A 26,225-nucleotide genomic window follows, 5' to 3' on the forward strand; every position below is an offset into this window, starting at 1 on the left:
CGCGGCCGCCGTCACAGCCGGAGGAGTTCCCATGACAGACAGCCGGATCGTGCGGGCCGCCGCCGTCCAGATCGCGCCGGATCTCGACCGGCCGGAGGGGACCCTGGAACGGGTGCTCAATGCCATCGACGAGGCCGCCGCCAAGGGGGCGCGCTTCATGGTCTTCCCCGAGACCTTCGTGCCCTACTATCCCTACTTCTCGTTCGTGCTGCCGCCGGCGATGCAGGGCGCCGAGCACCTGCGCCTCTACGAGCGGGCCGTGACGGTGCCGGGGCCCGTCACCCAGGCCGTCTCCGCCGCTGCACGCCGCCACGGGGCGGTGATCGTGCTCGGCGTCAACGAGCGCGATCACGGTTCGCTCTACAATGCGCAGCTGATCTTCGATGCCGACGGGAGCCTCAAGCTCAAGCGCCGGAAGATCACGCCGACCTACCATGAGCGCATGATCTGGGGTCAGGGCGACGGCGCAGGCCTCACCGTGGTCGACACGGCGGTGGGGCGCGTCGGCGCGCTGGCCTGCTGGGAGCACTACAATCCGCTCGCCCGCTACGCCCTGATGGTGCGCCATGAGGAGATCCACGCGGCGCAGTTCCCGGGCTCGCTCGTGGGCCAGATCTTCGCCGACCAGATGGAGGTGACGATCCGCCACCACGCCCTGGAGGCGGCCTGCTTCGTGGTCAACGCCACGGGCTGGCTCACCGACGCGCAGGTGGAGCAGGTCTGCCCGGACGAGCGCCTGCGCGGCGCTTGCCGCGGCGGCAACTGCACCGCCATCGTCTCGCCCGAGGGCCGGCACCTCGCGGAGCCGCTGGGCGCCGGCGAGGGCATCCTGATCGCCGATATGGACCTCGCGCTGGTGACCAAGCGCAAGCGGATGATGGACTCCGTCGGCCACTACGCGAGGCCCGAACTCCTCAGCCTGCTCCACGACGACCGCCCGGCCTCGTTCGTGCACCAGCCGACCCGTTCCCAGACCGATTTCCGGAGCCTCGACCATGAGCAGTTCTCCGCTTCCGACGAGCCTTCCCACGTGCCCGCCGGTGGTGGCGGCCCTGGTCGGGATGCCGACGGAACGCCTGATCAACGCGTTGCAATCCTACGGCGTTAGGCTCGCCGACAGCCGTGCCGGGGCCCCGAGCCGCCGCGGCGGGGCCGGGCCATCGGACCACAAGGCCATGACCATCGCGGGGCGCACCGTGATGGTGCCGGTCCACACCGAGGCCGCCTTCGAGTCGCCCTTCCTGGTCCGCCGCCCGGACGCCAACGGGGTCTCGGTGATCGAGCATGACGGCGTGGTGATCGGGCAGGCGACCTTCCCGGGCAAGCCGCGCTTCTACGCGCTCTCGACCTTCGACGGCGTGCCCTACGCGAAGATCGCCGTGCTGCACGGGCGGGACGTGCTCGCCACCACCGTGCTCCAGACCTGCATCCGCTACGCGAGCCGCACCAAGACCTGCCAGTTCTGCTCGATCGGCCAATCGCTCGCCGCCGGCCGCACCGTCGCGCACAAGACGCCCGAACAGCTCGCCGAGGTCGCCCGCGCGGCCGTGCTCCTCGACGGCGTTAGGCACATGGTCATGACGACCGGGACGCCGAACACCACTGACCGGGGCGCCGCCGTGCTCTGCGAGAGCGCCTTCGCGGTCAAAGCCGCGGTCGACCTGCCGATCCAGGCCCAGTGCGAGCCGCCGGATGACGACCGCTGGTTCGAGCGGATGAAGGCGTCGGGCATCGATGCCCTCGGGATGCACCTGGAGGCCGTCACGCCCGAGATCCGGGCCCGGATCATGCCCGGAAAGGCCGGCGTGCCGCTGGATCGGTACTTCGACGCCTTCGCGGCGGCCGTGCCGGTCTTCGGGCGGGGTCAGGTCTCGACCTACATCCTGGCGGGCCTCGGCGACGCGCCGGAGGCGATCCTGGCGATGGCCGAGCGCCTGATCGGGATGGGCGTCTACCCGTTCGTCGTGCCGTTCGTGCCGATCTCCGGGACCCCACTGGAGAGCCACCCGGCGCCCGGCCCCGACTTCATGCACGCCATCCTGGCGCCGCTCGCCGCCATGCTGGCGACCGCAGATCTGCGCTCCACCGACATCAAGGCGGGTTGCGGGCGCTGCGGCGCCTGCTCGGCGCTCTCCACCTACGAGCGGGCGGGGACGGCATCGTGATCCTCGAACCGGTGCCGCCCTACTGGCCCAGCCACTTCCGCATCAAATTCGCCACGGGTGCGTGGGAGCGACGCGCCTGCGCGGCCCTGCGCCGCCAGGTCTTCTGCGCGGAGCAGCGCATCTTCACCGATGACGACCGCGACGCCGTCGACGCGCACGCGATCCCGATCTGCGCCCTCTCGACCCTCGGCGGCGACGCCGACGCCGTCGTCGGCACCGTGCGCATCCACGAAGGTCAGGCGCGTCCCGGCGAGTGGTGGGGTTCGCGCCTGGCCGTCGCCGGTCCGTTCCGCGGCACCGCCGCTCTGGGCGCCGGGCTCATCCAGGTCGCGGTCTCCTCGGCCCGCGCGCGGGGCTGCACCCGGTTCCTGGCCCATGTGCAGGACCGCAACGTACCCTTGTTCGAAGCCCTGCACTGGACGAGCCTCGACGCGGTCGACCTGCACGGGCGGCCGCATCACCTGATGCAGGCAGATCTCGCGGCCTACCCGCCGATGCACGATCCCGAGCACGGGCTCGTCACGTTCCGTAAGGCCGCCTGATGGCGGCGGGCTTCGACCTCCAGGCCCTGGCTCGCCAGATCCGCGACGCGCGCGGCGTCGCGCACAAGCGCGACATCGATGCCGTTGTCGCGCGGCTCGGGCTGAACGTCCGGCGCGCCACGGTGCCGGTCGGTGACGATTGCGCCGCCATACCGGATGGCGACGGCCATCTGCTGTTCGCCATCGAGGGCTTCCTGGACAGCTTCGTCGCGGCCGATCCGTACTTCGCTGGCTATTGCGGCATCATGGTCAACCTCAGCGACATCGCCGCCATGGGCGGGCGCCCGCTCGCCTTGGTCGACGCGCTGTGGAGCCGGGATGCCGCGGCGGCGGAGCCGATCCTGGCTGGCCTGTCCGACGCGGCGGCGCTCTACGGCGTCCCGATCGTCGGCGGTCATACCAATACCCGGGCCGATACCGGCAACCTCGCGGTCGCCGTGCTCGGCCGGGCCGGCCGGCGCCTGCTCACGAGTTTCGACGCGGCGCCCGGCGATGACCTCGTTGCGGCGATCGACCTGCGCGGGCGCTTCCGCGACCCATACCCGTACTGGGATGCCTCGACCGGCACGGCCGGCGAGCGTCTGCGCGGCGATCTCGCGTTGTTGCCGGGCCTCGCCGAGGACGGGCTCTGCCGGGCGGCCAAGGACATCAGCATGGCGGGTGTCGTCGGCACCGCCCTGATGCTGCTCGAATGCTCGAACGTCGGCGGCGTCATAGATCTCGACGCGATCCCGCGGCCGGCCGATGTGCCGCTCGATCGCTGGCTCACCGCCTTCCCGAGCTTCGGCTACCTCCTGAGCGTGCACCCTGAGCGTACGCCCGCCGTTCGCGCGCGGTTCGCCGAACGGGACATCGCGGTCGCCACGGTGGGTCAGATCGACGCCAGCCGGGTCGCCCGCGTGCGCGATGCCGCCGGTGGAGAGGCCGTGGTCTGGGACTTCGCGCTCAGCCCGCTGATCGGCTGCGGCCAGGACGGCCTCGGTGCCGTCCCATGACGGCCCTGCGCATCGCCGTCCTGACCCACTCCACCAATCCGCGGGGCGGCGTCGCGCATTGCCTCGCCCTTGCCGAGGCCCTGTGCGCGCTCGGACACGAGGCGGCGGTCCACGCCCCCGATCCGTCCGGGCACGGCTTCTTTCGCGCAGCCGCCTGCCCGATGGTCTCGGTGGCTGCACAGCCAGTCGGCGGCACGACGGTCGACCGCGTGCGGGCTCGCATCGACGATTACCTGCGCCACTTCGCGTCCCCTGCTGCCTGTGATTTCGATGTCTTTCACGCCCATTGCGGCATCGGCGGCAATGCACTCGCGACGCTCAAGCACCGCCGCCTGATCCCCGGCTTCGTGCGGACGGTCCACCACGTCGACAGCTTCGCAGACCCAGTGCTCGCGGACTGGCAGGATCGCTCCATTCGGGAGGCCACGCACCTGCTCTCCGTCAGCCACGCCTGGGCCGACCGGATCGCGGACGATCTCGGTACGGAGATCGGCGTCGTCGGGAACGGGGTGGACCTGTCGATCTACCGAGAGGCGCCGACCGAAGCCGACGCGATCGTGCGGGAGCGCTGGGGCATCGGCGTCGGGCCGGTCGTCCTGAGCGTCGGCGGATTCGAGGCGCGTAAGAACACGGCCGGGATCATCGAGGCTTTCGCGCTCCTGCGTCGACGCCACCGCCACGCGCAGCTCGTGGTCGTCGGCGGCGCATCGCTTCTCGACCACGCATTCTACGGCGCCCGCTGCCGCACCGCGCTGAGGGCACACGGGCTCGAGGTCGGGCGCGGCGAGGCGGTGATCGAGACCGGGCCCGTCTCGCAGGAGGAAATGCCGGCCTTCTATCGCAGGGCGGATGTTCTCGCCTTTCCCTCCTGGACGGAGGGCTTCGGGCTCTGCGTGCTGGAGGCGATGGCCTGCGGTACCCCGACGATCGTCTCTCGCCGGCCGCCCTTCACCGAGTACCTCCAGGCCGACGACGCCCTCTTCGTCGATCCCGGCGATCCCCGGGACATCGCCGATGCGATGACGGCCGCCCTGGCACCGACAACCCGCGCGGGCCTGCGTGCGGCCGGTTCGGCCCGGGCCGCCGAGCATTCCTGGCGCGCCTGCGCCGCGCGTCACCTCGAAACCTACGCGGCCTGCGCCCGCGTGAAACGGGAGCCGATCCATGCCTGAGATGCACGTCCACATCCGCTGGCCCGATGGACGGCGCGAGGCCTGCTACTCGCCCTCCCTCGTCGCGAAGGATTTCCTCACGGTCGGCGAGCGCTACGCCCTCGGCGACTTCGTCGAGAAGACCCGCACGGCCCTCACGATCGCGAGCGAGCGGGTGCGTGAGACATACGGCTTCGCGTGCCCGTCGGCGATGGCCCAACGCGCCCGGATCGAGGCCGCGGCGCAGCGGCAGGACCCCGGCGGCCTCGTCACGGTCGAGAACTTCGAACCCTGAACCCGGCGCCTTCCCTCGAACCATCGCGGAGTTAGAGCCATGACGTCCACGCCCCGTCACGTCCCGGTCGCCATCGTCGGCGGTGGCCAAGCCGGCCTCTCGGTCAGCTATCACCTGAAGCAGCGCGGGATCGATCATCTCGTCTTCGAGAAGCAGACGGCCGCGCACACGTGGTCGAGCCAGCGCTGGGACACGTTCTGCCTGGTCACGCCGAACTGGCAATGCGACCTGCCGGGCCATCCCTATGATGGGCCGGATCCGGACGGATTCATGAGGAAGGACGAGATCGTCGCGTACCTGAAGGGCTTCGTCGCCAAGGTGAACCCGCCGATCCGCGAGGGCGTCGCGGTCACACGCGTCGCACGAGCCGAAGACGGGATCTTCTCGGTCCACACGTCGGACGGCGATTACACGGCGAACGAGGTCGTCGTCGCCTCGGGCGGCTATCACACCCCGATCATCCCGCGCATGGCCGAGAAGCTGCCGCCGACGGTGACGCAGATCCACTCGAACCAATACCGGAATCCGGCCCAGCTGCCCGAGGGCGAAGTCCTCGTGGTCGGCTCCGGGCAGTCCGGCGCGCAGATCGCCGAGGATCTGCACCTGGCGGGCCGTAAGGTTCATTGCGCGGTGGGCGATGCACCGCGCTGCGCCCGGTTCTACCGCGGTCGCGACGTCGTCACGTGGCTCGCCGATATGGGCTATTACGAGATGACCGTCGACAACCATCCGCTGCGCGACGGCGTTCGCGACAACACCAATCACTACGTGACCGGTCGCGACGGTGGCCGGGATATCGACCTGCGCCGCTTCGCCAAGGAGGGCATGAAGCTCTACGGCGTGCTGGACGATTATGACGACGGAACGCTGCGATTCCGCGACAACCTCAAGCGCTCACTCGAGGCGGCCGACCGGACATACAACGGCATCAACGCGGCCATCGACAAGTACATCGCCGAGAACAACGTCGACGCTCCGGTACAGGAGCATTACACCCCCGTTTGGGAACCGGACGAGCCCGTCACCGGCCTCGCCCTGGCGGGCTCGGGCATCACCGCGATCGTCTGGTGCATCGGCTTCACGCCGGACTTCCGGTGGCTCGACGCGTCCGTTTTCAACGGTGCGGGGAGCCCCAAACACAAGCGTGGCGTGACGAAGGAGGACGGCGTCTACTTCATCGGACTGCCCTGGCTGAACACCTGGGGCTCCGGCCGCTTCGGCGCGGTCGGCCGCGATGCCGAGTTCGTCGCGCAGGCCATCCAGAAACGCCTCGGCGCTGAGCGCTTCGCCCTGAAGTTCGCCGTGTAGGCCGGGCGCCCCCGGGGCGGCGCCTCCATCGCTTCCTCTCCGATGCGGGGGGAATGAAGCCCTGAAACCTGCTGCCGCGCCGCCTTCCAGAGGCGTGCGGGCGATGGCCGCTGCGTCTGCCCATCAGGCTCGATGCATCCCCCATCGAATGCTGCCCGCTGCAGAATGGGTATGGCGCATCTCCCGACGAATGGTCGGTCGGAGAATCGGCGCTGCAAGAGGCTGACGAGACGCCGCCATCGGGTGTCGATCGCTCAGGCCTTCATCAGCGTAACTCCCGGGTTCCGATGGGCCGCTCCCGTTCGCATCGCCGGAAGACCGGAGCCATACGTTTCCGTACCGGCATTTTGCCAGCCCGGTTGCCGACAAGCGTGCTCTCGACGCAACACGAATAAGTCTCCTCGTATCGACCGCTATTTTTACAGTCGACTCTAAGTTAAACAATGGCACACTCACAGTCGATATGGAAATACGTACAAATTGATCGCGTTTCCATACAAACAAGACCCTGCGGTCCAACAACACAACCTGTCGAAAGCTGCGCCGGGGTTTTTTCGGCGAACGGGAACGCTCGGCCCGCGCCCGGCGAAAAGGGGATTGAGGATGCTGAACAGGATCACGGCAACGCTCGCGGGCGCTGCGGCCGTCGCACTGAGCGCCACGGCCGCCTTTGCCCAAGCAACAACGATTCCGGGTGAACAGGTCGGCCTCGCCGCCGGCGCGCCGTTGCCCGAGGGCCTCTACGCGGTGGACACCTTCATCTACCGTCGCACCGATCAGCCGTTCTCGCCCGACACCGCGATCAACGTCCCGTTTCTGCTCTGGTCGACCCCGCTGACTCCGCTCGGCGGCCGTATCGAAGCCCTCATCGCGCAGCCCACCGTGTTCGCCTTCACCCGCAACGGCGCCGGCCAGCGCAACAAGGACATCTCGATCAACGTCGGTACCCTGCTCGCCGGCATCTGGGCGTTCGACCTCGGCAACAATTTCGGCGTCAGTTTCCTGGGTGGCGTTCACCTGAACGACCTCGATGCCGGCCGCGGTTCACTTGGGACCGGCTTGTCCGGTACGCCGATTCTGCCGCAACTCTCGTCGAACACCTACCGGTTCGGCGTCGCCGGCAGCTATACCGGCGACGGCTGGAATATCACCGCCAACCTGACCGGCAACGTCTACGACACCCCCGGCCGCTTCGGCGGTCCGGTCGGCGCCGCGATCGGCCCGATCCGCCTCTCGGATGCCATCCTGCTCGATCTGACCGCCACGAAGAAGTTCGGGAACTTCGAGATCGGCCCGATCGCCTACGGCGTCTACAATTTCGACACGAGCCAGTTCAGTGCGGCGAGCGGCAATCGCGGCCGCTTCGCGGTCGGTGGCCTCGTCGGCTACGACTTTAAGGCCTTCACCGTACAGGCCTACGTGGCCCGCGACGTGGTCACCGGCGCCCAATACACGAACGCCCTCGGACGGACGCGCGACAACTACTCGACCGATGGCTTTCTCCGGTTCATCGTCCCGCTCTACATGCCTCCGGCGCCGGCTGCGGTGGTATCGCCGCTGGTCCGCAAGGGCTGACGCCCTGTAATCCTTCACCGCGGTCCGGACGGGGCCGCAGTGCGCGCAGTATCGAAGTGGACATCCTTCCCAGGTTCCACGCTTCGATAGGGGCCGAGCGGCCCGGTCTCAACAGCTAAACCCGCTCGGCCCCGCCCATTCATGCTGAGTTGCGCGCCCGCGGAAAATCCTGGGCCAAAGGTCCCCGGAAGCAGCGCAGCGGTCGCGAACAGAGTACGGTTCAAGCTTCGGCAGGTCATCATGGTCGGCGTCTCCGATCCGGGACGGTCGGTGCAGGACGTGCCGTCCATGGTCGTCGTCGACGCGGCGCCGATACATCGGATGCTCGCCGGCGCTCGCCCTAGAGCGTGACCCGGCGACCATGGTCTGCCTATCGGCAGGCAGATCGCGCGCCGCGCCCGACGGTAAATGCAACGCTCCGCCGGGCGGGTGGGCGGCTCAGTCGTGGTGCCCGCATCCGCAACCCGGTGCATGCGTGCCGCCGGGCCAGCGGGACGCCCGGATCACGCTGCAGAAGTTCCCCTTCACGAAGCCCGGCTCCTTGTCGGCGATGACATCGGCCTTGACGTTGCCGAAGGTCGTGTCCGGCTTGTGCTTGATGCCGTCGTAGAAGGCTTGGATGATGTCCTCCTTGAAGTCGGGCGTGCGGGGGAAGGCCGAGACGACCGCCTCCCGCTCGGCGTCCGAATACTCGCCGTGGGTCAGGCCGAGGACATCCATCTCGACGCCTGCCGTCACCAGCGCGACCACCGGGTGCATGTGGACCGGGATGCCAGGTGTGGTGTGGAGCGCGATTGCCGTCCAGACGGTGTAGACGTCCGTCTCCGGCACGCCGTGCGATTCAAGGAAATCGCGGGCGGCGTTGGCGCCGTCCACCTCGAAGCGCTCCTCGGCACTGCTGTGGTCCGGCATCAGCCCGAGGTCGTGGAACATGGCGCCCGCATAGAGCAGCTCACGGTCGAACGTCAGCCCGCGATGGACGCCGGCCAGCGCCCCGAACTGATAGACTCGGCTCGAATGGTTGAAGAGCAACTCGGTCTCGGTGTCGCGGACGAACGCGGTGATCGCCCGGGCGATCGTGCTGTCGGGGATGGCGGCCTCGGAATGGATGCTCACGGCGGATCTCCTTTGCGTCGGTCGTCCCAATGAGCTACGGGGCTTCCCGTGTGGCATCAATCGTCTTGTTGCGACGATTTCTGCCATCGTACGCAAATCGTCAGCCATGGAGCCTGCATGGCCCCCCGATCCGTCGCCGTCCTGGCGCTTCCCGGTGTTCAGCTCCTCGACGTGGCCGGCCCCCTCGACGTCTTCGCCGAGGCGAACGCGCAGAGCGGCCGGGATGTCTACGACCTGGCCATCATCGGGACGGAGCCTGGCCACATCATCTCGTCGTCCGGTCGCGGCCTGGTCGCGGATCTGGTTGCACCCGGTGCCGAGCTGACGCGCCTCGACACCCTCCTGGTGGCGGGCGCACCCCGGATACAGGAACTCCTGATCCGGGCCGATCTCCTGGACTGGCTCCGGCGGGCCGCGGGGCGCTGCCGGCGCTACGGCTCGGTCTGCAGCGGGGCGTTCCTCCTGGGGCACGCGGGCCTGCTCGACGGCCGCCGGGTGACGACGCACTGGGCCGTGGCGGAGGTGCTGGCGGAGCGGTTTCCTGAAGCGACTGTCGAGCCGGACGCGATCTGCCTGTTCGACGGGCCGCTGCGAACCGCGGCCGGGGTCACGGCCGGGCTCGATCTCGCCCTCGCGCTCGTCGAGGAGGACCTGGGTGCGGAGATCGCACGCCGGGTCGCGGCCCAGCTCGTCATGTTCTTCAAGCGCGGCGGCGGTCAGATGCAATTCAGCCGTCGAGGCGTCAGCGCCCCAACCGGCCGCTCGGCCCTGCAGGAGGTGCAGCGTTGGGTCGCGACGCGCCCGGCCGAGGATCACGGCGTCGACCGCCTCGCCGAGCGGGCGGGGATGAGCCCACGCCACTTCGCGCGCCTGTTCCGGGCCGAGACCGGTCTCACGCCCGCTGCCTACGTCGAGAATGTCCGGATCGAGGCCGTCCGCCGGCTCCTTGAGACTGAGGATGTCCCCCTGAAGCAAGTTGCGGGTGCCTGCGGGTTCCGCGACGCCGACACGCTCCGGCGGGCGTTCGTGCGCCGAGTCGGCACGACGCCGGCCGAATACCGGCGCAGACACGCACCCGCCTGACGGTGGACTGATCGTCGCGCGGGCTGCGGCGCATCCGCTTCCTGGCTGTGGTTACCCGACAGAAGACCAGCCGCTTTCGGCTATGAACGGCGGCACAGGCACCGGGATTTGCCCGCGTGAGGCACAGCCACACGGGGTATTCCCGTCGATCGGGATCAGGGGCCCGGCAGAGCTACGGGCGGAGCCGATCCTCCGGTTCGGGGGAGACATATGGAGCGGCCGGTCTGCTAGGCCGCTGCACGACCGGCCATGTAGCGGCGCCAGCCGCCGAATTGCGTGATGTCGGCCGCACCCGCGACGCCGGCCGCCTCGACCAGGAACCCCTTCGGCGCCGTCCCGTCTGCGAGCCGCACAGTGCCGATACCGAGCGGTGCCGGGATGCCGGCCACGAAGGTCGCGAAGGCGACGGGTGGCAGCGCCCAGACCTCCGTCTCGATCGCACCCCCTTCGCCGGCGCCCACCCGAAGCAGGCCCGGGCGCTGCGGCGGCCCGCCCGGTAGGACGTAGAAGCGATAGTCCGGTTCGGTCGTGACCGTGCGCAGGTACCGAGCGCCGCGCTCGGCCAGTTCCCGGTTCAGAGGTAGACCCGACAAATGGGCGCCAACGACCGCCAGCTCGATTTCCCCCGGACCGGCCTGGACCGAGCCGAGTTCGACCTCGGGCACGGGCATCGTGCCCGCGCCGATCCGGCCGGCGGACGCGGCGTGCAGGCGGGCGCCCAGCGCCACGAGCAGCCCGTCAGACCCGCGGGGTGCGAGAAGCGTGATCCCGGCCGGAAAGCCGTCGGCGCGGAGCCGCCCCGGGACCGCCAGAGCGCACCAGTCGAGCAAATTGACGAAATTCGTATAGGTCCCGAGTTCGCTGTTCGGCCCGATGGGATCGTCAATCAACGCCGCGCAGGTTTGCGGGCGCGGGTAGGTCGGGACCGCCAGCACGTCGACGCGGTCCCAGACCGCGTCCGCTGACCGGCGCAGCTCCGCCAGGCTGTAGAGCCCGGCGAAAGCGTCTGTGGCGCTGTAGCGATGTGCAGCGCCGATCACCGCCCGCGTTGTCGGATGCAGGATCCCGGGGCGCGTCTCCATCACCGGGCGGATCGCCGCGTAACGCTCGGCGACCCACGGCCCATCGTAGAGCAGCGCCGCGACGGCGAACATCGGCGCGAAATCGATGGGGGCCCCCTTGCCGGCGAGCACTTCGAGATCGGCGACCGTCGCCGCGAAGGCCGCTTGCGAAAGTCCGTCGCCACCGAACCGAAGACCCGCTGCATCCGGCACACCCAGGCGCAGGCCGGGGGGAAGTCCGGACGGCGCGGCGGCCACGGGTAGCGCCCGCGACCAGGGATCGGCGCTGTCGGGACCCAGCATCACGCGGAAGGCTGCGTCGGCATCGGCGACGGTACCGGCGAAGACCGACAGCGTATCGAGGGTCCGGCAGGCGGGCAGCATGCCGCGACTCGAGACCGACCCGAGGGACGGCTTCAGACCCACGATGTTGTTGAGCGCCGCCGGCACCCGCCCAGAGCCCGCCGTGTCGGTCCCGAGGGCGAAGGACACGATCCCGTGGGCCACCGCGACGGCCGAGCCGCTGCTGGAGCCTCCGGGCACATAGGCCGGATCGATGGCATTGCGCGGAGCTGGATAGGGCGTGCGCAGGCCGACGAGCCCGGTGGCGAACTGGTCGAGGTTGGTCTTGCCGATGAGGATCGCCCCGGCTGCGAGGAGACGCGCCACCGCGTAGGCGGTCTCGGCGGGGGCGTAGGCGAAGTCCGGACAGGCGGCGGTGGTCCGCAGACCGGCCACGTCGATGTTGTCCTTGACCGCGAAGGGGACACCCCAGAGCGGCATCGATACGGGATCGAACGGCGGGAGCGCCGCCGCCTGCGCCTGCACCTCGGTTTCCGGCACCAGCGCGAGGAAGATGCCGGGATCATCGACCGCGGCGAGCCGCCGGTAGCATTCGGCCACGACGTCGCGCCGATCGAGGCCCGCGGCATAGGCGGCATGCAGGAGCGGAATCGTCGGGAATGGGGGCACGACAGCTCCTCGTCTCAGACCGGCGCGAAGGTTCAGGACTCGTCGCCGGTGGCGCGGTACCAATCGAGGATCTCGCCACCCTGCATGAAGACCACATCGCTGCGCACCGCGAGAGCATCGAGCAGACGTTCGAGCAGGCCGATGCGGTGCGGGACGCCGGTGATGTAGGGGTGGATCGCAAAGCCCATCACCTTGGCGCCACCGAGGGGGCCGGGGCCCGCCGCCTCCGTGGCGAGGCGGTCGAGGTCGATGAGGGCCCGGTCCACGAACTCGTCGGCGCGGTGGTGCTGGATGGCGAGCAGCGGGATGTCATTCAGTTCGACCGAGTAGGGCAGCGCCACGAGGGGACCGGTGCGCGTCGCCACCCGGCACGGGCGGTCGTCGACCACGAAGTCGCCGACATAGTCGAGGCCCGCGGCGTGGAGGTGATCGGGCGTGTCAAGGGTCTCGGTGAGGCCCGGCCCGAGCCAGCCCCGCGGCGGACGCCCGGTCACGTCCGCGATGGCCGCAAGCGTGCGGGCGATCATCCCCGGCTGGTCCTCGACCCGGTGCGTCGGGACCTGGTGGAAGCCGTGGGCCATGAACTCCCAGCCGGCCTCGTGGGCCGCCTGAGCGATCCGCGGATACGCGGTGCAGACCGAGCCGTTGATCGACAGGGTCGGGCGGATACCGCGGCTGGTGAACGCGTCGAGGAAGCGCCAGAAGCCGACCCGCATGCCGTACTCGTGCCACGCCCAATTCGGCAGATCGGGCAGCAGGCTCGCTGCGGTGGGGGGCACCAGGATCTGGCGCGGCATGGGATTGTCGATCAGCCAGTGCTCGACATTGACCACGGGCCAGACGGCGACGTGCTTCCCGCCGGGCAACGTCAGGCGCGGCCGGTCGATGGTGGCGCGGTAGGCGAGGCGGTTCTCGGGCCGGCGGGGATCGTCGGGGCCCGTAGCCATCAGGCGGCAGCCTTCGGGGCGTGATGACTGTGGAGCTGCGCGGCCAGCACGCGGCGCAGATCGTTGAAGGCCGGGCTCGACACGTCGCGCCGCCGCGGCAGGCCGACATCGTACACCGCCTCGATCCGGCCGGGGCTGGGCGACATCATCACGATGCGGTCGGCCAGGAAGATCGCTTCCTCGATGGCGTGGGTGACGAACAGGACCGTCAGCCCCGTGCGCGACCAGAGGTCGAGCAACTCGTCCTGCAGCCGCTCCCGGGTCATGGCGTCCAGTGCACCGAACGGCTCGTCCATCAGCACCACCTCGGCCTCGTTGGCGAGCACCCGGGCGATGGCGACGCGCTGCTTCATCCCGCCCGAGAGCTGGTGCGGGTAGGCGTCCGCGAAGGCCTGAAGGCCGACGAGCGTGCTGTAGCGTTCGGCGATGTCGCGCACCTCTGCGGCGGGCCGGCCGCGGGCCTTTGGGCCAAAACCGATGTTGTCGCGCACGGTGAGCCAGGGGAACAGGCCGTAATCCTGGAAAACCATGCCGCGGCTCGGCCCGGGACCGGCGATGGGCTGCCCCCACATCACGGCTTCGCCCGAACTCGGCGTCTCGAAGCCGGCGGCCATGCGCAGCAGCGTCGACTTCCCGCAGCCCGAGGCGCCGAGCAGGCAGACGAACTCCCCGCGGGAGACGGTGAGATCGGCCTCGCGCAGGGCCTCGATCCTGCGGCCGCCGACCGCGTAGGTCTTCGAGACCGCGCGCATGTCGAGGATCGGAATCGTCGGATCAGCCATCGGCGTCATCCATGGGTCGGGCTCCATGCGAGCAGCCGCCGGCCCAGCAGCATGACCAGCCAATCGGACACGAAGCCCGCCACGCCGATCACCGCCATGCCGCAAATCACGATCTCGGTGCGCGAGAGCTGGCGCGCCTCCATGATGATCGCCCCGAGACCGGTCTGGACGCCGGTCATCTCGCCGACCACGATCACCACCCAGGCGAAGCCGAGGCCGAGCCGGAGGCCCGTGAAGATCGACGGCAGGGACGCCGGCAGCACCACCCGGAGGAACTGGGCCGGCCCGGTGCAGCCCAGCATCGCCGCCGCCTCGAACAGGCGTGGCTCCACCGCGCGGACTCCGAATACGGTGTTGACCAGGATCGGGTAGAACGCCCCGAGGAACACCAGGAAGAAAGCCGAGCGCGGCCCGAGCCCGAACAGGATCATCGCCAGCGGCAGCCACGCCGTGACCGGGACCGGCCGCAGGACCTGCAGGACCGGATCAAGAAGCGCCCGGATCAGCGGGATGCGGCCGATCAGCAAGCCGAGCGGCAGGGCTGCTGCGGCCGCGAGGGCGAAGCCGCCGTAAACGCGCCCCAGCGAGGCCGCGAGATGGGTCCAGAGGGTGCCGCTGAAGGCATCGTCGTTGATGCCGCCGACCGCGAGATCCCGCATCTCCGCCCAGACATCGGCGGGAGGCGGGATCAGGCTGTAGGGCCGGCCGGCGGTGGTGAGCTGCCAGACCGTGAGAAGCACGGCCGGCACGATGCAGGCCAGCGCCAGCCGGCTCAGGCGCGCGAGCGCGACGCCGGTCCGGTCGGCCCGGGGCGCCGGCGGCACGGTCGCCGATACCGGCAGCCCGCCGACCTCGATCCCGGTACTCACGCCCGCCCCATGGCATCGACGAACCGTGTGTCGAAGAAGCCGGGCTCGGGCAGGCGCTTGATCTGCTTGAGCGCGAGCATGTGCTGCGCGTAGGCACCGGCCTGCCGGACCTCGTCCGGCCCAAGGCGCCAGGTCAGCTCGACGTTCGGCGCCGAGAGTTGCAGAGCCTCGCGCTTCTGGCCTAGCTTTGCCACCGCCATGGCGATCATCGCGTCGCGGTCGCCGGCCGCGAAATCCGTGGCCTTGCGGTGGATCTCCAGCATGGTCCGGACGAGATCGGGTCGCTCGGTCAGCGTGTCGCGGTGGGCGCCGAACACCATGTTCAGGGCACCCATCTCGGTGCCGTAGGGATACTCGACGAGCTGGCCGATGCCGGAGGCGAGACTGACGCCGGGTCCGGGCTCGGCGCCGACATAGGCATCGACATCGCCGCGCGCGAGCGCGATGTGCATCTCCGAGAAGGAGATCCGCACGGGCGTGATGTCCTTCACGGACAGGCCCTCCATCCGCATTCGCTCGAGGACGAACACCTCCTGGGTGCTGCCGGGCCAGATCGCGACCCGCTTGCCGCGCAGGTCCTTGATCGCGTGGATGTCGGAATCCTTCCTGGCGATCACCGCCATCCCGCGGTTGCAGGTCGAGGCGATCACCACGATCGGCTCGCCCGCGGCGGCCCCGAGGGTGGCGGCTGCGATGCCGAAGGTGCCGAAATCCACCGACTTGGTGACGACGGCGTTCTTGCACTCGGTCGGGCTCTCGAAGGGAACCACCTCAACCGTTACGCCAGCCGGGGTGAAGCGGTCGTAGAAGCTCGGCGCGATCGAATGGATCAGCTTGAGCGACCCCATCCGGATCGTGACGGGCGCAGCCTGGGCGCGGGCGCCGCACAGGGGTCCGAGGGCGAGGCCGGCCCCGAGACCGGCCAGGAGGGTGCGTCGGCGGATCATCGAACGGCTCCTGCAGGGTCCTGATCGCACCGATGCTAGGCGCGCGCCCTGTTGCAAGGAAGTGCTATTCCCTGAGCGTGCCGTTGCATTCTGGGCAACGGCACCGGAGGATACCGGTGTGAAGCGTCTGCGCACCCTCACATACGTCGCGGAAGTCGCCCGCGCCGGGTCGATCCGGCGCGCGGCGGAGCGGCTGAACCTGACGCCGTCGGCCCTGACCCGGCAGATCCAAGAACTCGAATACGAACTCGGCACGCCGATCTTCGAACGCCTCCCGCAGGGGATGCGCCTCAACGCGGCCGGCGAGCTCTTCGCCCGTCACATCCGTGATCAAGCGGCGGATCTCGACCGGGTGCGATCGCAGATCGCCGACCTGTCGGGCGTGCGGCGGGGACATGTGGGTCTGGCTTGCAGTCAAGCCTTCGTCACGCAGGTGGTGCCGGAGGAGGTCGAGGCCTATCGCGCCAAGTTTCCCCAGGTCGGCTTCACCGTCCAGGTCCGCGACCACGCGCAGGCGGTGACCGCCCTGGCGGCATTCGAAGCGGATCTCGCCCTGATCCTGCAGCCGCCGCCCTCGGCGGAGCTGCATCTCCTCTTCTCCGGTCACCAGATCCTGTGCGCGCTGATGCGCAAGGGACATGCGCTGGCGCGGGAGACCGGACCCGTACGGCTGCGCGAGTGCCTGGCCCATGCCCTGGCGTTACCCGACCATTCGCTCGCCATCCGCCACCACATCGAGCATGCGCTCGCGCGGCGCGGGGTCGAGCTTCGCCCGGTCGTCGAATCGGGTTCGCTGGAATTCCTGCGCAATCTCACTGCGCGGGAGGACGTGATCAGCTTGCAGATCCCCAGTGGAATACCCCAGGATCCGCGCCTGCACAGCCGTCCAATCGACGTTCGTGATCTGACGCCGATGACACTGGTCCTCGCGCAGCTGCGCGGGCGGTCACTCTCCGTGGCTGCGGCGAAGTTTGCCGATCAGCTTGTTGCTCGGCTGAACCGGGACGCCGCCTGACGAGTCGTACCGCCCGAGGGTGCCAACGGTGGTCGATCTCGGGCCTCTCGGCTTCGAAGGACCAGAGGCCACGACGATGGGGGTCTACAGAGAGATCCGTCCATGAGCGTGGTCACATCGAGCGGACGGCAAGCCGAACAGCAGCCTCGCGCCCAAATCGGTCCTTCCGCTGCCGCCACCTGCGCGCTCGAAGCGGACCCCGGGTCGGGGAGGGGTCACCGCCTGTGAACACATCAGGTTCGACAGGGTCAACGCTCGCCGTTTGACCCCAGAACGAGCCAGGATCATGGCCACGGCTTCGTGGACCACGACCGCATCGCCGGGGGCGTCACTGGCCCTGCCCGGCATCACGCTCGCCGCCGCGATGATGTGGGCGTCGTACACAGTGCCGTGGGCGATCCCGGCCGACGATCTCGACCGCAGCGCCGCGCCGGGTGGCATCGCCTTCATAGATGTCGTGGGCGTGCCCGGCGGCCTCTTCAGCCCGATCATCCTCGGCAGCGTGAAGACCGCGACGAGCAGCATGGCCACCGGCATGTCGGTGATGGTCGGGCTGCTGGCTGTGGGGGCATTGGTGATGCCGGCCAACCGGCTGCCCCGCCCTGCTTGTCCGCGGAGCCGCATGACCGACGGCCGACACGTCCCGCACAGGGACGCCCTTCGTTTCAGGACCCCATCACCGAGCGGGAAGAGGCGACGGAGAAGACGATGCGATTCTTCGACGGACACAACGACACGCTCGGTGCGTCCCACGTCACCGCCTTCCCTCGACCTATACGCGTTCCGCGGCGAGCCCCTGCGCCTTTAAGGTGCCCTTAAGCTGAGGGGCGCGGAGACCCTGTGCCGGCCCTTTGGGCTCCGGCTCAGCGGAACCTTCGATCCGATGCCTCAACACACCTCGTTATCGTCTCCGAGCCGCCGCGGCCTCCTGTCGGCCGCCGCCCTCGGCGGGATCGGCCTGCTCGCCGGCAGAGCTCGCGCCGACACCTTCGATTTCCATGTCCCGGGCGGCCCGAGCACCCGGCCCATGACCACGACCTATCCCGAAAAGGGGCGCATGATCGTCCAGCGCACCCGGCCGCCTTGGCTGGAGACGCCGTTCGACGTCTTCGACACCGGCGTGTTCACCCCGAACGATCGGCACTTCGTCAGCTGGCACTGGGCCACCTTCCCGACCCGCGTCGACACCGACAGCTTCGCCCTGAAAGTCCACGGCCTCGTCGAGCGGCCGCAGGCGCTGTCGCTGCGTGAGTTGATCCACGATCTGCCGCGCTTCGAGATCGCGGCGGTCAGCCAGTGCGCCGGCAATTCGCGTCTCTACGCGCAGCCCCGGGTCGCCGGTGCCCAATGGGCGAACGGCTCCATGAGCAACGCTCTCTATACCGGTGTGCGCCTGAAGGATGTCCTTGATCGCGCCGGCGTGAAGGGCGGGGCCACCCATGTGCAGTTCGGCGGCCTCGATGAGCCGCTGCTGCCTGACGCACCGAAATTCGTGAAGGCCCTGGACATCGATCACGCCCGCGACGGCGAGGTCATGCTGGCCTTCGCGATGAACGGCCAACAACTGCCGATGTTGAACGGCTTCCCGCTCAAGCTCATCGTCCCCGGCTGGTCGGCCGTCTACTGGATCAAGATGCTCGACGACATCGCGGTGACAGACCACCCCGATCCCAGCGTCTGGACCACGCGGAGCTACCGGGTGCCGGACACGGCCAATTACACAGTCGAGCCCGGACAGAAGGGCTTCGGCATGGTCCCGATCACGCGGAACCTGCCCCGCTCGTTCGTGACCAATCTCAAGCCGGGCGACAGCGTCCCGGTCGGGGCCCCGCAACCGGTGCGCGGCATCGCCTTCGGGGGCGACCGCGGGGTCGCCGCGGTGGACCTGTCGCTCGATGGCGGCCGGACCTGGCAGCCCACGACCCTTGGCAAGGATGAGGGCACCTACGGCTTCCGGCAATGGCAGGCCACGATCAGCCTCCCGGCGCGCGGGGCGCACGCCGTGATGGCCCGCTGCACCAACACCGACCGGGTGATGCAGCCGATGCGGCGCGTCTGGAACCCGGGGGGCTACATGTCCAACCAGGTCGAGACCCTCGACCTCGTGGCGGCCTGAGGGGTGAGCGCGACCATGTCCCGATCCCTCCTGTCCCGATCCTTCCGTACCGCCCTGCTGGCCGGCCTTCTTACCGGTTCGGCGCCGGCCCGCGCCGCCGCGCCGCTGGAGCTTCGCCCGACGCCCGAGATCGACTTGCCCTTCGGCGACGATGTCGGTTTCCCCGCCGGGCCGGGCTCCGACGTCATCGCGTCGAACTGCACGGCTTGCCACTCCGCCGACCACACTCTGAACCAGCCGGCCCTCTCCCGGGAGGAGTGGCACGCGGTCGTCGACAAGATGATCACCGCCTACAAGGCGCCGATCACACCGGAGGATGCGCGGGTGATCGTCGACTACCTCGCCCGGGTCAAAGGCGAGCCGTAGCGGGCGGCGCACGCCTGGCGAGCCCGGGGCCGAAGATCGCGCTCACCTTGAGGCCGGGGCCGCCGTCCCGTCCGTCGAGGTGCAGGCGGGCGCCGGATTGCTCCAGCGCCATGGTGACGATCGAGAGGCCGAGGCCGCTGCCGAGCTTCGCCCGCCGGCTGCCGCGCACGAAGCGCCGGATCACTAGGGCCCGCTCCGCCTCGGCGATGCCGGGCCCCTCGTCGGTGATCGACAGGGTGGCGCCTCCATCCGCACCGAGCGTCGCGTCCCAGGTGATCGCCCCCTCCGGCGGTGTCATCAACAGGGCGTTCTCCATCAGGTTGCGCATGGCCAGGTCGAACAGGTCCTCGTCCATGTGGATCTCGAGCCCGGTGAGGGCGGGCGCGAGGGCGACGCGCTCCGGCGTCGGCACGCCGCCCATCCCGGCGATCAGGTCGCGCAGGCGCTCCTCCACGGGGATCCAGGCCATGGCGGCCGGGCGCCCGCCGCTGTCGAGGCGCGAGACCGTCAGGAGTTGCTCGACGAGGCGTGCCGACTGATCGACCGCGCGCAGGGTCTGGGCGAGGGCGGCATCCCGCATGGCGGCCCCGGGCGCCTGCATGGCCACCTGCACCTGCGTCTTCAGGCCGGCCAGCGGCGTCCGCAACTCGTGCGCCGCATAGGCCAGGAAGGTGCGTTCGTGTTCGCGCGCAGCCGCGACCTTACCGAACAGCCGGTTCAGCGCATCGACCAGCGGTCGGATCTCCGACGGCATCCGGCTGGTCTCGACCCGCTCCAGGTTGTCGGCATCCCGGGCGGCGAGGTCGCGGGCCGCGCGGTTCAGCGGCCGCAGGCCCCGGCCGACGCTGAGCCAGATCAGCGGCGCCAGGATCGGCAGGACGCAACCGGCGGTGAGCAGCAGGCTCTCGACGAGGCCGTGCTCCAGTTGCCGCCGCTGCCCGAGATTGTCGCCCACGAGGATGCGGAAGCCCTTGGCCGGGTCGGACAGGGCGTAGACACGCCAAGCTTGACCCTCGACCACGCGGTTCGAGAACCCTTCGTGCTGGTCCGACAAGACCGGATCCGGCGACCCGTCCGAGGCGCCGATCAGGCGCCCGTCCAGAGACCAGATCTGGCAGCTGAGGTGACGGTCGTAGCTCACCACCCGCGCCAGCGCGTCGCCCTCTCCGCCCGCCTGCCGCGCGGCCCCCGCCCGGGCCGGCGTGAACAAGCTGTCGACCATGCGGGCCGCCTCCATGAGGCGGCGGTCGAGGATGCTCTCGAACTGGGCGCGGCTGTCGACATAGGTCCAGGCGATGGCGGCGAGCCAGACCAGCCCGGTTGCCGTGACCAGGGTGGCGAACAGGCGCATGCGCAGGGAGTTCACGCGCGGTCCTCCCGGATCCGGTAGCCGAGGCCGCGCACGGTCTCGACCGCGTCCCGACCGATCTTGGCGCGCAGGTTGTGGACATGGACTTCGAGCGCGTTGCTGCCGATCTCCTCGTTCCAGCCGTAGAGGCGCGCTTCCAGCTGGCTTCGGGACAACACACGGCCGGGCCGCTCGATCAGCGCCTCCAGCAGCGCGAACTCGCGGCGCGAAAGGTTGAGCGCGACGCCCGCCCGCGCGACCAACCGGCTGCTCAGCTCGATCGTGAGGTCGCGCCACGCAAAGGTAGCAGAGGCGCGTCCGGCCGCCCGCCGGATCATCACACGAAGCCGGGCTGCGAGTTCGCCGAGGTCGAACGGCTTGCCCATGTAATCGTCCGCGCCGCGGTCCAGCCCGGCGATCCGGTCGGCAACGGCGTCGATCGCGGTGAGGACCATGACCGGTGTAGCGTCGTCCCGCGCGCGAATGTGGCTCAGCACGTCCAGCCCGGAGCCGTCGGGCAGCATCAAATCCAAGATCGCCGCGCTGTACTGCGTCGCATCAAAGATCGATACCGCGTCCCCGCATGTGGCGACGCAATCCGCGATCATTCCGTGCAAAGACAATCCTGAGACCAGGCCATCCGAAAGCACGGGGTCGTCTTCGAGAACGAGGATGCGCACAGAACCTTCGCTTTAGGGTTGTGGCATGCGCTGCGATCGCATCGAAGTACCACGCTGGGTGTGGCTTGGGGCAACTTTGTGGGTTCAGGCTGCGGGCGCGTCCCCGGCGGCGCGCTGAACGGCACGCCTTGGCGGCTCCCTCGCGATAAAAGAGCGGCTTCAGATCGGCTACATCCCGGATCGCCCTCTAGCCGGACGAGCAACGAGACGGATGTCCGCATCCACGGAGTCTACCTGACCGGCTTCCAAGGCCGGGATGAGTCGCAACCTTTCCGTGCGCTTAGGTTGAGCTCAACGCAGGCGCATCGGTTCGGCTGGCTGAGCGTCATGAGCTACGGCTTTTGCCCCGGCGGCATAATCATCGCGGTGTCCGGGTCGGACACGTCACCCTCTTGTTGCTGATCGAGCGTCAGTTTGGACGCCAGGCCTGGCACCTGACCGTTCGCCAGCTGCTGTGCCGCCGCGACCTGCTTGTCGCGCGCCTGCTCCGCCGTGAGCTCGCCGCGAACCACCGCGCGGGCTAAGTTCAAGCTTAGGACGTTCTCGGCTTCACTGGCGCCGTAGGCCGTGAGCGTACCCCGCGTTCGGTCCGGGATCACACTGCCGTTGAACGTCGCAATGGCGCTGAAGAGATTGAGCGAAACCTTGTAGGGCAGGCTCTGCTCCAGCACGTCGCTGTGCTTGACCGGGAAGTCGTGCTTGGCCCCGACCTTGTGCACCACGGTTCGGATCCATGGCCCGTTGCGGTGCCAGATCATCATGGTCGCGGTTTGCTCCTGCGGTGCGCCGTACTTTTCGGTCACGGCCTCCGCGGCTTTCTGCGAAGGCGCGGGCCAGTCCTGCGCAACGCCCTCGGCGGCCCCTGCGTGACCGGCAGACAACGCGAGCACGAATGCGAGGGTGCAAAGGCGGATCTGCGAGGACATGCGCATCCCTGACGGTGCTGGTGGCAGCTCGGCCCGGTGCAGCGATTGGGGGCCGCTGTCACGCCGTCGCGTTGCTCCGGATCTACGCCGGGTATAGGCCGAGCACTCAAGAATGGTTCCACGGAGACACCCGATGGCGCAGCAGATGTCGCTGGACGTGAACGGGCGCGCGGCGCAGGTGAGCGTGGACGACCCCGATACGCCGCTCCTCTATGTGTTGCGCGATGATCTCGGCCTGCATGGTCCACGCTTCGGCTGCGGCCTAGGCCAATGTGGCGCCTGCACGGTGCACATCGACGGTCAGGCGGTACGCTCCTGCATCACCCCGGTCTCGAGCCTGAAGGCCGGCGCCAAGGTCGTGACGCTGGAAGGCCTCGGAAGCCCCGAGCAGCCGCATCCGATCCAGGCCGCCTTCATCGCCGAACAGGCCGCGCAGTGCGGCTACTGCATCAACGGCATGATCATGCAGTCGGCGGCCCTCCTCAACGAGACCCCGAAACCCGACGAGGCCGCGATCCGGCAGGCTTTGGCGCAGAACCTCTGCCGGTGCGGCACCCATTTGCGGATCGTGCGCGCCGTCCAGCGCGCCGCCGGCACGCTCTGAGGAAGGTCACCGTCATGAACGCACCCCTCCTCTCCCGCCGCGGCCTGCTCCTCCAGGGCGGCGCGCTGGTCGTCGGCTTCTCGCTGCCCAGCCCCCGGGCCGAGGCGCAGACCTTTGCGCCGGTCGTCACCACCGGCTTTTCGAAGCCCGTCGCCCCGGACCAGGTCGACAGCTTCCTGGCCCTCGGTGCCGATGGCCGCGTTACGATCTTCTCCGGCAAGGTCGATCTCGGCACCGGCGTCGAGACCGCGATGGCGCAGATCGCAGCCGAGGAACTCGATCTCCCGCTCGACCGCGTGACCATCGTCCAGGGCGACACGGCGCTGACCCCGGATCAGGGGCCGACCTATGGAAGCCTCTCGATCCAGAAGGGCGGCGTCGAGATCCGGCAGGCGGCGGCGACGGCCCGCGCGCGTCTCGTGCAGATCGCGAGCGAGCGGCTCGGCGTGCCGGCCGACGCGCTGGTGAGCGAGAACGGCACCGTCCGCCCGAAAGCCGGTGGCCAGGGCCTCTCCTACGCCGACCTCGTGAAGGACGGGCGCCTCGACCTCAAGGTCGATCCGGCGGTCAAGACGAAGGACCCGGCGCAGTTCGCCCTGGTCGGCAAGCCGGTGGCGCGGATCGACATCCCCGAGAAGATGACCGGCCGCTTCACCTACATGCAGGATTACCGCGTGCCCGGCATGGTGCACGCCCGCGTGGTCCGCCCCCCGGCCATCGGCGCGGACCTGCAGAGCGTGGACGAGGCTTCGGTCGCCAACATCCCGGGCCTGATCAAGGTGGTGCGCCAGGGCAACTTCCTGGCCGTCGTCGCCCAGAAGGAATGGGCGGCCATCAAGGCGGCCGGACAGCTGAAGGCGACGTGGTCCAAGTGGGAGGGGCTGCCCGAGCAGGACAAGCTCTGGCAGCATGTCCGCGCCACGAAGGTGACCAAGGACGACGTGACGAGCAGCACGGGCGATGCCGAGGCGGCGCTCGGCCAGGCGGCCCGGAGGCTCGAAGCGAGCTACGACTTCGCCATCCATACCCACGGCTCGATCGGTCCCTCCTGCGCCATCGCGGAGCTCAAGGACGGGCTGCTGACCTGCTGGACCGCCTCGCAGATGACGCACGCCCTGCGCAAGCAGCTCGCGGCGATGATCGGCCTCGCGCCGGAGGCGGTGCGCTGCATCTATGTGGAGGGCTCAGGCTGCTACGGCCGCAACGGCCACGAGGATGCGGCCGGCGACGCAGTCCTCCTCGCCCGCGCGGTCGGCCGCCCCGTGCGGGTCCAGTGGTCGCGCGCGGACGAGCACGGCTGGGATCCGAAGGGACCGCCGACCCTGATCGACCTGAAGGCCGGGCTCGACCAGCAGGGCAACGTCACCGCCTGGTCCTCGCAGTTCCACATTCCGGAAGGGGCCGCGGGCAACGTGCCGTTGGTGGCGGCCTCGCTGGCCGACCTGCCGCACGAGACCACGATGGCGCCGGGCAACATCATCGGCAACTCGGCGCTGCCCTACGCCTTCCCGAACGTGCGCACGGTCTGCCACCGTCTGGCTTCGACGCCGCTGCGGCCGTCCTGGATCCGCACCCCCGGGCGTATGCAGAACACCTACGCCAACGAGGCCTTCCTCGACGAATGCGCGGCGGCGGCCGGCGCCGATCCGCTGGACTACCGCCTGCGTGCGCTCAAGGACCCGCGCGGCATCGAGGTGCTGAAGCGGGTCGCGGAACTCGCCAAGTGGCAGGCCCGCCCCTCGCCGGTGAAGGACGTCGCGGGCGACGTGCTGCGCGGCCGTGGCATCTCCTACGTGAAGTACGAGCTCAACCGCACCTATGTGGCCGGCGTGGCCGAGGTCGAGGTCAATCGCAACACAGGGCAGGTGCGGGTGCCGCGCTTCTTCGTGGTCCAGGATTGCGGGCAGATCATCAACCCGGACGGCGTGCGCAACCAGCTCGACGGTAACGTCATCCAGACAGTCAGCCGGGTGCTGATGGAGGAGGTCACCTTCGATCGCGGCGCCGTGACGAGCCTCGACTGGTCGAGCTACCCGATCCTGACCTTTCCGGACGTGCCCGAGGTGGTGATCGACCTGATCGACCGGCCGACCGAGAAGCCATGGGGGGCCGGTGAGCCGTCCGCCGCCATCGTGCCGGCTGCGGTGTCGAACGCGGTCTTCGATGCGACCGGCGTGCGTGTGCGGTCCGTGCCATTCACGCCGGCCAAGGTGCGGGCAGCCTTGCAGGGCGCCTGACCGGCCGACGGGCGCGGCCGTTGAAACGGATCGCCGTGCCCGTCAGATTGCACAGCGCACGCCAGTGACGTGGCCAGCGTCGTTGGGCTTGGTGGCCGTCCGGTCGAGGAAGCCCGTCCGAGGCGGCCAGGAGGTCCAGGCGAAGCAGGTCGACCGGCGGCGGCAGTCGCCCCTACCCAGCCCGACCGGGTCGACGAGGCCAAGTCCACCCCGTCACGAACGTAGATCTCGGCCTGGCGGTAGAGCGGCAGACGATCATCGCACTTCGCCACCGCGCTATGGGCGAGCAGCCCGGCTCCGGCGCGCCCACGGGCATTGACATGATGCGGGTCGGGGGCACCTGCACCATGCCTTCTCAGAGCGGGCACGCGAACGCCGCGCGCACATGCCGGACCCTCTTGAAGCGGCTGGGCACGTAATCGAGGGTCTCCGTCACATCCTCACTGATCCGACGCAGTACCCCACAGCAGGACGGGCAGGCGCAGGTGCCGGGATAAATCACGTTCTCGCGCGGCAGGTGATCGGGCAGGGGACCGCGGGCTGGCCTAGCGCGGGAGGCCGCGTCGACCTCCGACGGCTCGGTGGCGAGTTCGGGGTGCTCGACGCGTGCCTTCAGCTTCTCGGACGAGACGCCAAACTGCACACGCTTGTGACGCGCGGGTTCGCTGCGCAGCTCCTCGATCGGCGAGTTGGCGTGGACAGCTTCCCGCGCCATGCCGACGATCGTGCGCTTGAGCGTATCGACGTCACCGGAGAGTGAGCCAGGATCTAGAGCTCACGCCGTGCCGACCGGCGCGCATGCCCGTTCCGGCACCCGAGCGTCAGCCTGCGAGGCAGGGCCCGTCCGCACGCACCGGGACACGCCAGCCGATGCCTTCCAGCAGCATCGCGAGCTGCGCTGGCGTCAGCGCAGCGGCCGCCCCCGCCGTCGCCGGCCAGACGAGGCGACCCCTCTCCGGGCGCTTGGCGAACAGGCTAAGGCCCTGGCTGTCCCGCGATAGCACCTGGATCGGGTGCCTCTGCCGCCCGCGGAACACGGAAGCCGGTCCCGGGAAGGGATTACGCGCGCGGTGATCCCGCACGGGGCTGGCCAAGCCGTCGAAGCCCTTGCGCATGCTTTGAGGC

General features: G+C 69.4%; 26 protein-coding genes and 1 pseudogene. 14 read left to right on the forward strand and 13 right to left on the reverse strand.

What is annotated here, in order from left to right; genetic code table 11:
- Positions 1-31: 31 nt before the first annotated feature.
- The 8 genes from AC3IF3_RS17000 (at position 32) to AC3IF3_RS17035 (ending at position 8,031) form a co-directional block, all read left to right on the forward strand.
- Complete coding sequence (locus tag AC3IF3_RS17000) at positions 32-1,108, forward strand: Nit6803 family nitrilase (protein WP_489229619.1); 1,077 nt, start codon at positions 32-34, stop codon at positions 1,106-1,108.
- Complete coding sequence (locus tag AC3IF3_RS17005; protein WP_489231320.1) at positions 1,062-2,165, forward strand: MSMEG_0568 family radical SAM protein; 1,104 nt, start codon at positions 1,062-1,064, stop codon at positions 2,163-2,165. Before AC3IF3_RS17000 ends, AC3IF3_RS17005 begins: the two co-directional genes overlap by 47 nt.
- Positions 2,162-2,707 (forward strand): MSMEG_0567/Sll0786 family nitrogen starvation N-acetyltransferase, encoded by a 546-nt coding sequence (locus AC3IF3_RS17010; protein ID WP_489229620.1) that lies wholly within the window; start codon positions 2,162-2,164, stop codon positions 2,705-2,707. Before AC3IF3_RS17005 ends, AC3IF3_RS17010 begins: the two co-directional genes overlap by 4 nt.
- Positions 2,707-3,702, forward strand: a complete 996-nt coding sequence (locus AC3IF3_RS17015) for a sll0787 family AIR synthase-like protein (protein WP_489229621.1) — start codon at positions 2,707-2,709, stop codon at positions 3,700-3,702. The genes AC3IF3_RS17010 and AC3IF3_RS17015 overlap by 1 nt, the downstream gene beginning before the upstream one ends.
- Positions 3,699-4,874, forward strand: a complete 1,176-nt coding sequence (locus AC3IF3_RS17020; RefSeq protein WP_489229622.1) for an MSMEG_0565 family glycosyltransferase — start codon at positions 3,699-3,701, stop codon at positions 4,872-4,874. The genes AC3IF3_RS17015 and AC3IF3_RS17020 overlap by 4 nt, the downstream gene beginning before the upstream one ends.
- Entirely contained in the window at positions 4,867-5,148 is a 282-nt protein-coding gene (locus AC3IF3_RS17025; RefSeq protein WP_489229623.1) for an MSMEG_0570 family nitrogen starvation response protein, read from the forward strand. Before AC3IF3_RS17020 ends, AC3IF3_RS17025 begins: the two co-directional genes overlap by 8 nt.
- 39 nt (positions 5,149-5,187) lie before the next feature.
- Positions 5,188-6,456, forward strand: a complete 1,269-nt coding sequence (locus AC3IF3_RS17030) for an MSMEG_0569 family flavin-dependent oxidoreductase (protein ID WP_489229624.1) — start codon at positions 5,188-5,190, stop codon at positions 6,454-6,456.
- Between the two features lie 603 nt (positions 6,457-7,059).
- A complete protein-coding gene (locus tag AC3IF3_RS17035) occupies positions 7,060-8,031 on the forward strand; it encodes a transporter family protein (RefSeq protein WP_489231321.1) in 972 nt (323 codons plus the stop codon).
- A 438-nt stretch (positions 8,032-8,469) separates the two neighbouring features.
- On the opposite strand, the gene AC3IF3_RS17040 is transcribed toward AC3IF3_RS17035, so the two are convergent.
- Positions 8,470-9,147, reverse strand: a complete 678-nt coding sequence (locus AC3IF3_RS17040; RefSeq protein WP_489229625.1) for an HD domain-containing protein — start codon at positions 9,145-9,147, stop codon at positions 8,470-8,472.
- 117 nt (positions 9,148-9,264) lie between these two features.
- Here AC3IF3_RS17040 and AC3IF3_RS17045 point away from each other — a divergent pair, with 117 nt between their 5' ends.
- On the forward strand, positions 9,265-10,230 hold the full coding sequence (locus tag AC3IF3_RS17045) for a GlxA family transcriptional regulator (RefSeq protein ID WP_489229626.1): 966 nt from the start codon (positions 9,265-9,267) through the stop codon (positions 10,228-10,230).
- Between the two features lie 227 nt (positions 10,231-10,457).
- On the opposite strand, the gene atzF is transcribed toward AC3IF3_RS17045, so the two are convergent.
- From atzF to AC3IF3_RS17070, 5 genes are read right to left on the reverse strand one after another with little or no spacing between them, the layout of a single operon-like run.
- The gene (atzF, locus tag AC3IF3_RS17050; protein WP_489229627.1) at positions 10,458-12,263 is read right to left on the reverse strand and encodes an allophanate hydrolase; all 1,806 of its coding nucleotides are present in this window, start codon (positions 12,261-12,263) and stop codon (positions 10,458-10,460) included.
- Positions 12,264-12,295: 32 nt separating this feature from the next.
- Positions 12,296-13,210 (reverse strand): polysaccharide deacetylase family protein, encoded by a 915-nt coding sequence (locus AC3IF3_RS17055; protein WP_489229628.1) that lies wholly within the window; start codon positions 13,208-13,210, stop codon positions 12,296-12,298.
- A complete protein-coding gene (locus AC3IF3_RS17060) occupies positions 13,210-13,992 on the reverse strand; it encodes an ABC transporter ATP-binding protein (protein WP_489229629.1) in 783 nt (260 codons plus the stop codon). Before AC3IF3_RS17060 ends, AC3IF3_RS17055 begins: the two co-directional genes overlap by 1 nt.
- Positions 13,993-13,997: 5 nt before the next feature.
- Positions 13,998-14,861: an ABC transporter permease gene (locus AC3IF3_RS17065; protein ID WP_489229630.1), complete on the reverse strand. Its 864-nt coding sequence runs from the start codon at positions 14,859-14,861 to the stop codon at positions 13,998-14,000.
- Complete coding sequence (locus tag AC3IF3_RS17070; protein ID WP_489229631.1) at positions 14,858-15,808, reverse strand: ABC transporter substrate-binding protein; 951 nt, start codon at positions 15,806-15,808, stop codon at positions 14,858-14,860. Before AC3IF3_RS17070 ends, AC3IF3_RS17065 begins: the two co-directional genes overlap by 4 nt.
- A gap of 118 nt (positions 15,809-15,926) precedes the next feature.
- Between AC3IF3_RS17070 and AC3IF3_RS17075 the strand changes: the two genes are divergently transcribed.
- The gene (locus tag AC3IF3_RS17075) at positions 15,927-16,823 is read left to right on the forward strand and encodes a LysR family transcriptional regulator (RefSeq protein WP_489229632.1); all 897 of its coding nucleotides are present in this window, start codon (positions 15,927-15,929) and stop codon (positions 16,821-16,823) included.
- Between the two features lie 84 nt (positions 16,824-16,907).
- Here AC3IF3_RS17075 and AC3IF3_RS17080 read toward each other — a convergent pair whose 3' ends face one another.
- Complete coding sequence (locus AC3IF3_RS17080) at positions 16,908-17,411, reverse strand: hypothetical protein (protein ID WP_489229633.1); 504 nt, start codon at positions 17,409-17,411, stop codon at positions 16,908-16,910.
- Between the two features lie 295 nt (positions 17,412-17,706).
- On the opposite strand from AC3IF3_RS17080, the gene AC3IF3_RS17085 reads away from it, so the two are divergent.
- Together AC3IF3_RS17085 and AC3IF3_RS17090 are read left to right on the forward strand one after the other, a co-directional pair.
- Positions 17,707-18,939, forward strand: a complete 1,233-nt coding sequence (locus AC3IF3_RS17085) for a molybdopterin-dependent oxidoreductase (protein WP_489229634.1) — start codon at positions 17,707-17,709, stop codon at positions 18,937-18,939.
- A gap of 15 nt (positions 18,940-18,954) precedes the next feature.
- Positions 18,955-19,305, forward strand: coding sequence for a cytochrome c (locus tag AC3IF3_RS17090; protein WP_489229635.1), 351 nt, complete (start codon positions 18,955-18,957; stop codon positions 19,303-19,305).
- Here the strand turns inward: AC3IF3_RS17090 and AC3IF3_RS17095 are convergent.
- The 3 genes from AC3IF3_RS17095 to AC3IF3_RS17105 all read right to left on the reverse strand — a co-directional run bounded on the left by AC3IF3_RS17095 (position 19,289) and on the right by AC3IF3_RS17105 (position 22,259).
- A complete protein-coding gene (locus tag AC3IF3_RS17095) occupies positions 19,289-20,671 on the reverse strand; it encodes an ATP-binding protein (RefSeq protein ID WP_489229636.1) in 1,383 nt (460 codons plus the stop codon). The genes AC3IF3_RS17090 and AC3IF3_RS17095 overlap by 17 nt on opposite strands.
- A complete protein-coding gene (locus AC3IF3_RS17100) occupies positions 20,668-21,333 on the reverse strand; it encodes a winged helix-turn-helix domain-containing protein (RefSeq protein WP_489229637.1) in 666 nt (221 codons plus the stop codon). Before AC3IF3_RS17100 ends, AC3IF3_RS17095 begins: the two co-directional genes overlap by 4 nt.
- A gap of 332 nt (positions 21,334-21,665) precedes the next feature.
- Complete coding sequence (locus tag AC3IF3_RS17105) at positions 21,666-22,259, reverse strand: hypothetical protein (RefSeq protein ID WP_489229638.1); 594 nt, start codon at positions 22,257-22,259, stop codon at positions 21,666-21,668.
- 133 nt (positions 22,260-22,392) lie between these two features.
- Between AC3IF3_RS17105 and AC3IF3_RS17110 the strand changes: the two genes are divergently transcribed.
- Together AC3IF3_RS17110 and AC3IF3_RS17115 are read left to right on the forward strand one after the other, a co-directional pair.
- Positions 22,393-22,863: a (2Fe-2S)-binding protein gene (locus AC3IF3_RS17110; RefSeq protein WP_243970214.1), complete on the forward strand. Its 471-nt coding sequence runs from the start codon at positions 22,393-22,395 to the stop codon at positions 22,861-22,863.
- Positions 22,864-22,877: 14 nt separating this feature from the next.
- Entirely contained in the window at positions 22,878-25,100 is a 2,223-nt protein-coding gene (locus tag AC3IF3_RS17115) for a xanthine dehydrogenase family protein molybdopterin-binding subunit (RefSeq protein ID WP_489229639.1), read from the forward strand.
- A gap of 167 nt (positions 25,101-25,267) precedes the next feature.
- Here AC3IF3_RS17115 and AC3IF3_RS17120 read toward each other — a convergent pair.
- From AC3IF3_RS17120 to tnpB, 3 genes and pseudogenes are all read right to left on the reverse strand, one after another.
- Positions 25,268-25,468: pseudogene (locus tag AC3IF3_RS17120) on the reverse strand (IS66 family transposase); the annotation flags it as partial.
- Complete coding sequence (locus AC3IF3_RS17125) at positions 25,456-25,815, reverse strand: transposase domain-containing protein (protein ID WP_489229640.1); 360 nt, start codon at positions 25,813-25,815, stop codon at positions 25,456-25,458. The pseudogene AC3IF3_RS17120 and the gene AC3IF3_RS17125, both read right to left, overlap by 13 nt.
- 106 nt (positions 25,816-25,921) lie before the next feature.
- Entirely contained in the window at positions 25,922-26,215 is a 294-nt protein-coding gene (gene tnpB / locus AC3IF3_RS17130; protein WP_489229641.1) for an IS66 family insertion sequence element accessory protein TnpB, read from the reverse strand.
- Positions 26,216-26,225: the final 10 nt, after the last annotated feature.

This window comes from Methylobacterium sp. J-118 (assembly GCF_057836565.1).

Bases quoted from the DNA above. Each gene is read 5' to 3' on its own strand.
- tnpB (WP_489229641.1), bottom strand. From the start codon at position 26,215: ATGCGCAAGGGCTTCGACGGCTTGGCCAGCCCCGTGCGGGATCACCGC.
- AC3IF3_RS17020 (WP_489229622.1), top strand. From the start codon at position 3,699: ATGACGGCCCTGCGCATCGCCGTCCTGACCCACTCCACCAATCCGCGG.
- AC3IF3_RS17000 (WP_489229619.1), top strand. From the start codon at position 32: ATGACAGACAGCCGGATCGTGCGGGCCGCCGCCGTCCAGATCGCGCCG.
- AC3IF3_RS17090 (WP_489229635.1), top strand. From the start codon at position 18,955: ATGTCCCGATCCCTCCTGTCCCGATCCTTCCGTACCGCCCTGCTGGCC.
- AC3IF3_RS17055 (WP_489229628.1), bottom strand. From the start codon at position 13,210: ATGGCTACGGGCCCCGACGATCCCCGCCGGCCCGAGAACCGCCTCGCC.
- AC3IF3_RS17085 (WP_489229634.1), top strand. From the start codon at position 17,707: ATGCCTCAACACACCTCGTTATCGTCTCCGAGCCGCCGCGGCCTCCTG.
- AC3IF3_RS17060 (WP_489229629.1), bottom strand. From the start codon at position 13,992: ATGGCTGATCCGACGATTCCGATCCTCGACATGCGCGCGGTCTCGAAG.
- AC3IF3_RS17070 (WP_489229631.1), bottom strand. From the start codon at position 15,808: ATGATCCGCCGACGCACCCTCCTGGCCGGTCTCGGGGCCGGCCTCGCC.
- AC3IF3_RS17105 (WP_489229638.1), bottom strand. From the start codon at position 22,259: ATGTCCTCGCAGATCCGCCTTTGCACCCTCGCATTCGTGCTCGCGTTG.
- AC3IF3_RS17015 (WP_489229621.1), top strand. From the start codon at position 2,707: ATGGCGGCGGGCTTCGACCTCCAGGCCCTGGCTCGCCAGATCCGCGAC.
- AC3IF3_RS17025 (WP_489229623.1), top strand. From the start codon at position 4,867: ATGCCTGAGATGCACGTCCACATCCGCTGGCCCGATGGACGGCGCGAG.
- AC3IF3_RS17125 (WP_489229640.1), bottom strand. From the start codon at position 25,815: ATGGCGCGGGAAGCTGTCCACGCCAACTCGCCGATCGAGGAGCTGCGC.
- AC3IF3_RS17115 (WP_489229639.1), top strand. From the start codon at position 22,878: ATGAACGCACCCCTCCTCTCCCGCCGCGGCCTGCTCCTCCAGGGCGGC.
- AC3IF3_RS17005 (WP_489231320.1), top strand. From the start codon at position 1,062: ATGCCGACGGAACGCCTGATCAACGCGTTGCAATCCTACGGCGTTAGG.
- AC3IF3_RS17035 (WP_489231321.1), top strand. From the start codon at position 7,060: ATGCTGAACAGGATCACGGCAACGCTCGCGGGCGCTGCGGCCGTCGCA.
- AC3IF3_RS17045 (WP_489229626.1), top strand. From the start codon at position 9,265: ATGGCCCCCCGATCCGTCGCCGTCCTGGCGCTTCCCGGTGTTCAGCTC.
- AC3IF3_RS17110 (WP_243970214.1), top strand. From the start codon at position 22,393: ATGGCGCAGCAGATGTCGCTGGACGTGAACGGGCGCGCGGCGCAGGTG.
- AC3IF3_RS17030 (WP_489229624.1), top strand. From the start codon at position 5,188: ATGACGTCCACGCCCCGTCACGTCCCGGTCGCCATCGTCGGCGGTGGC.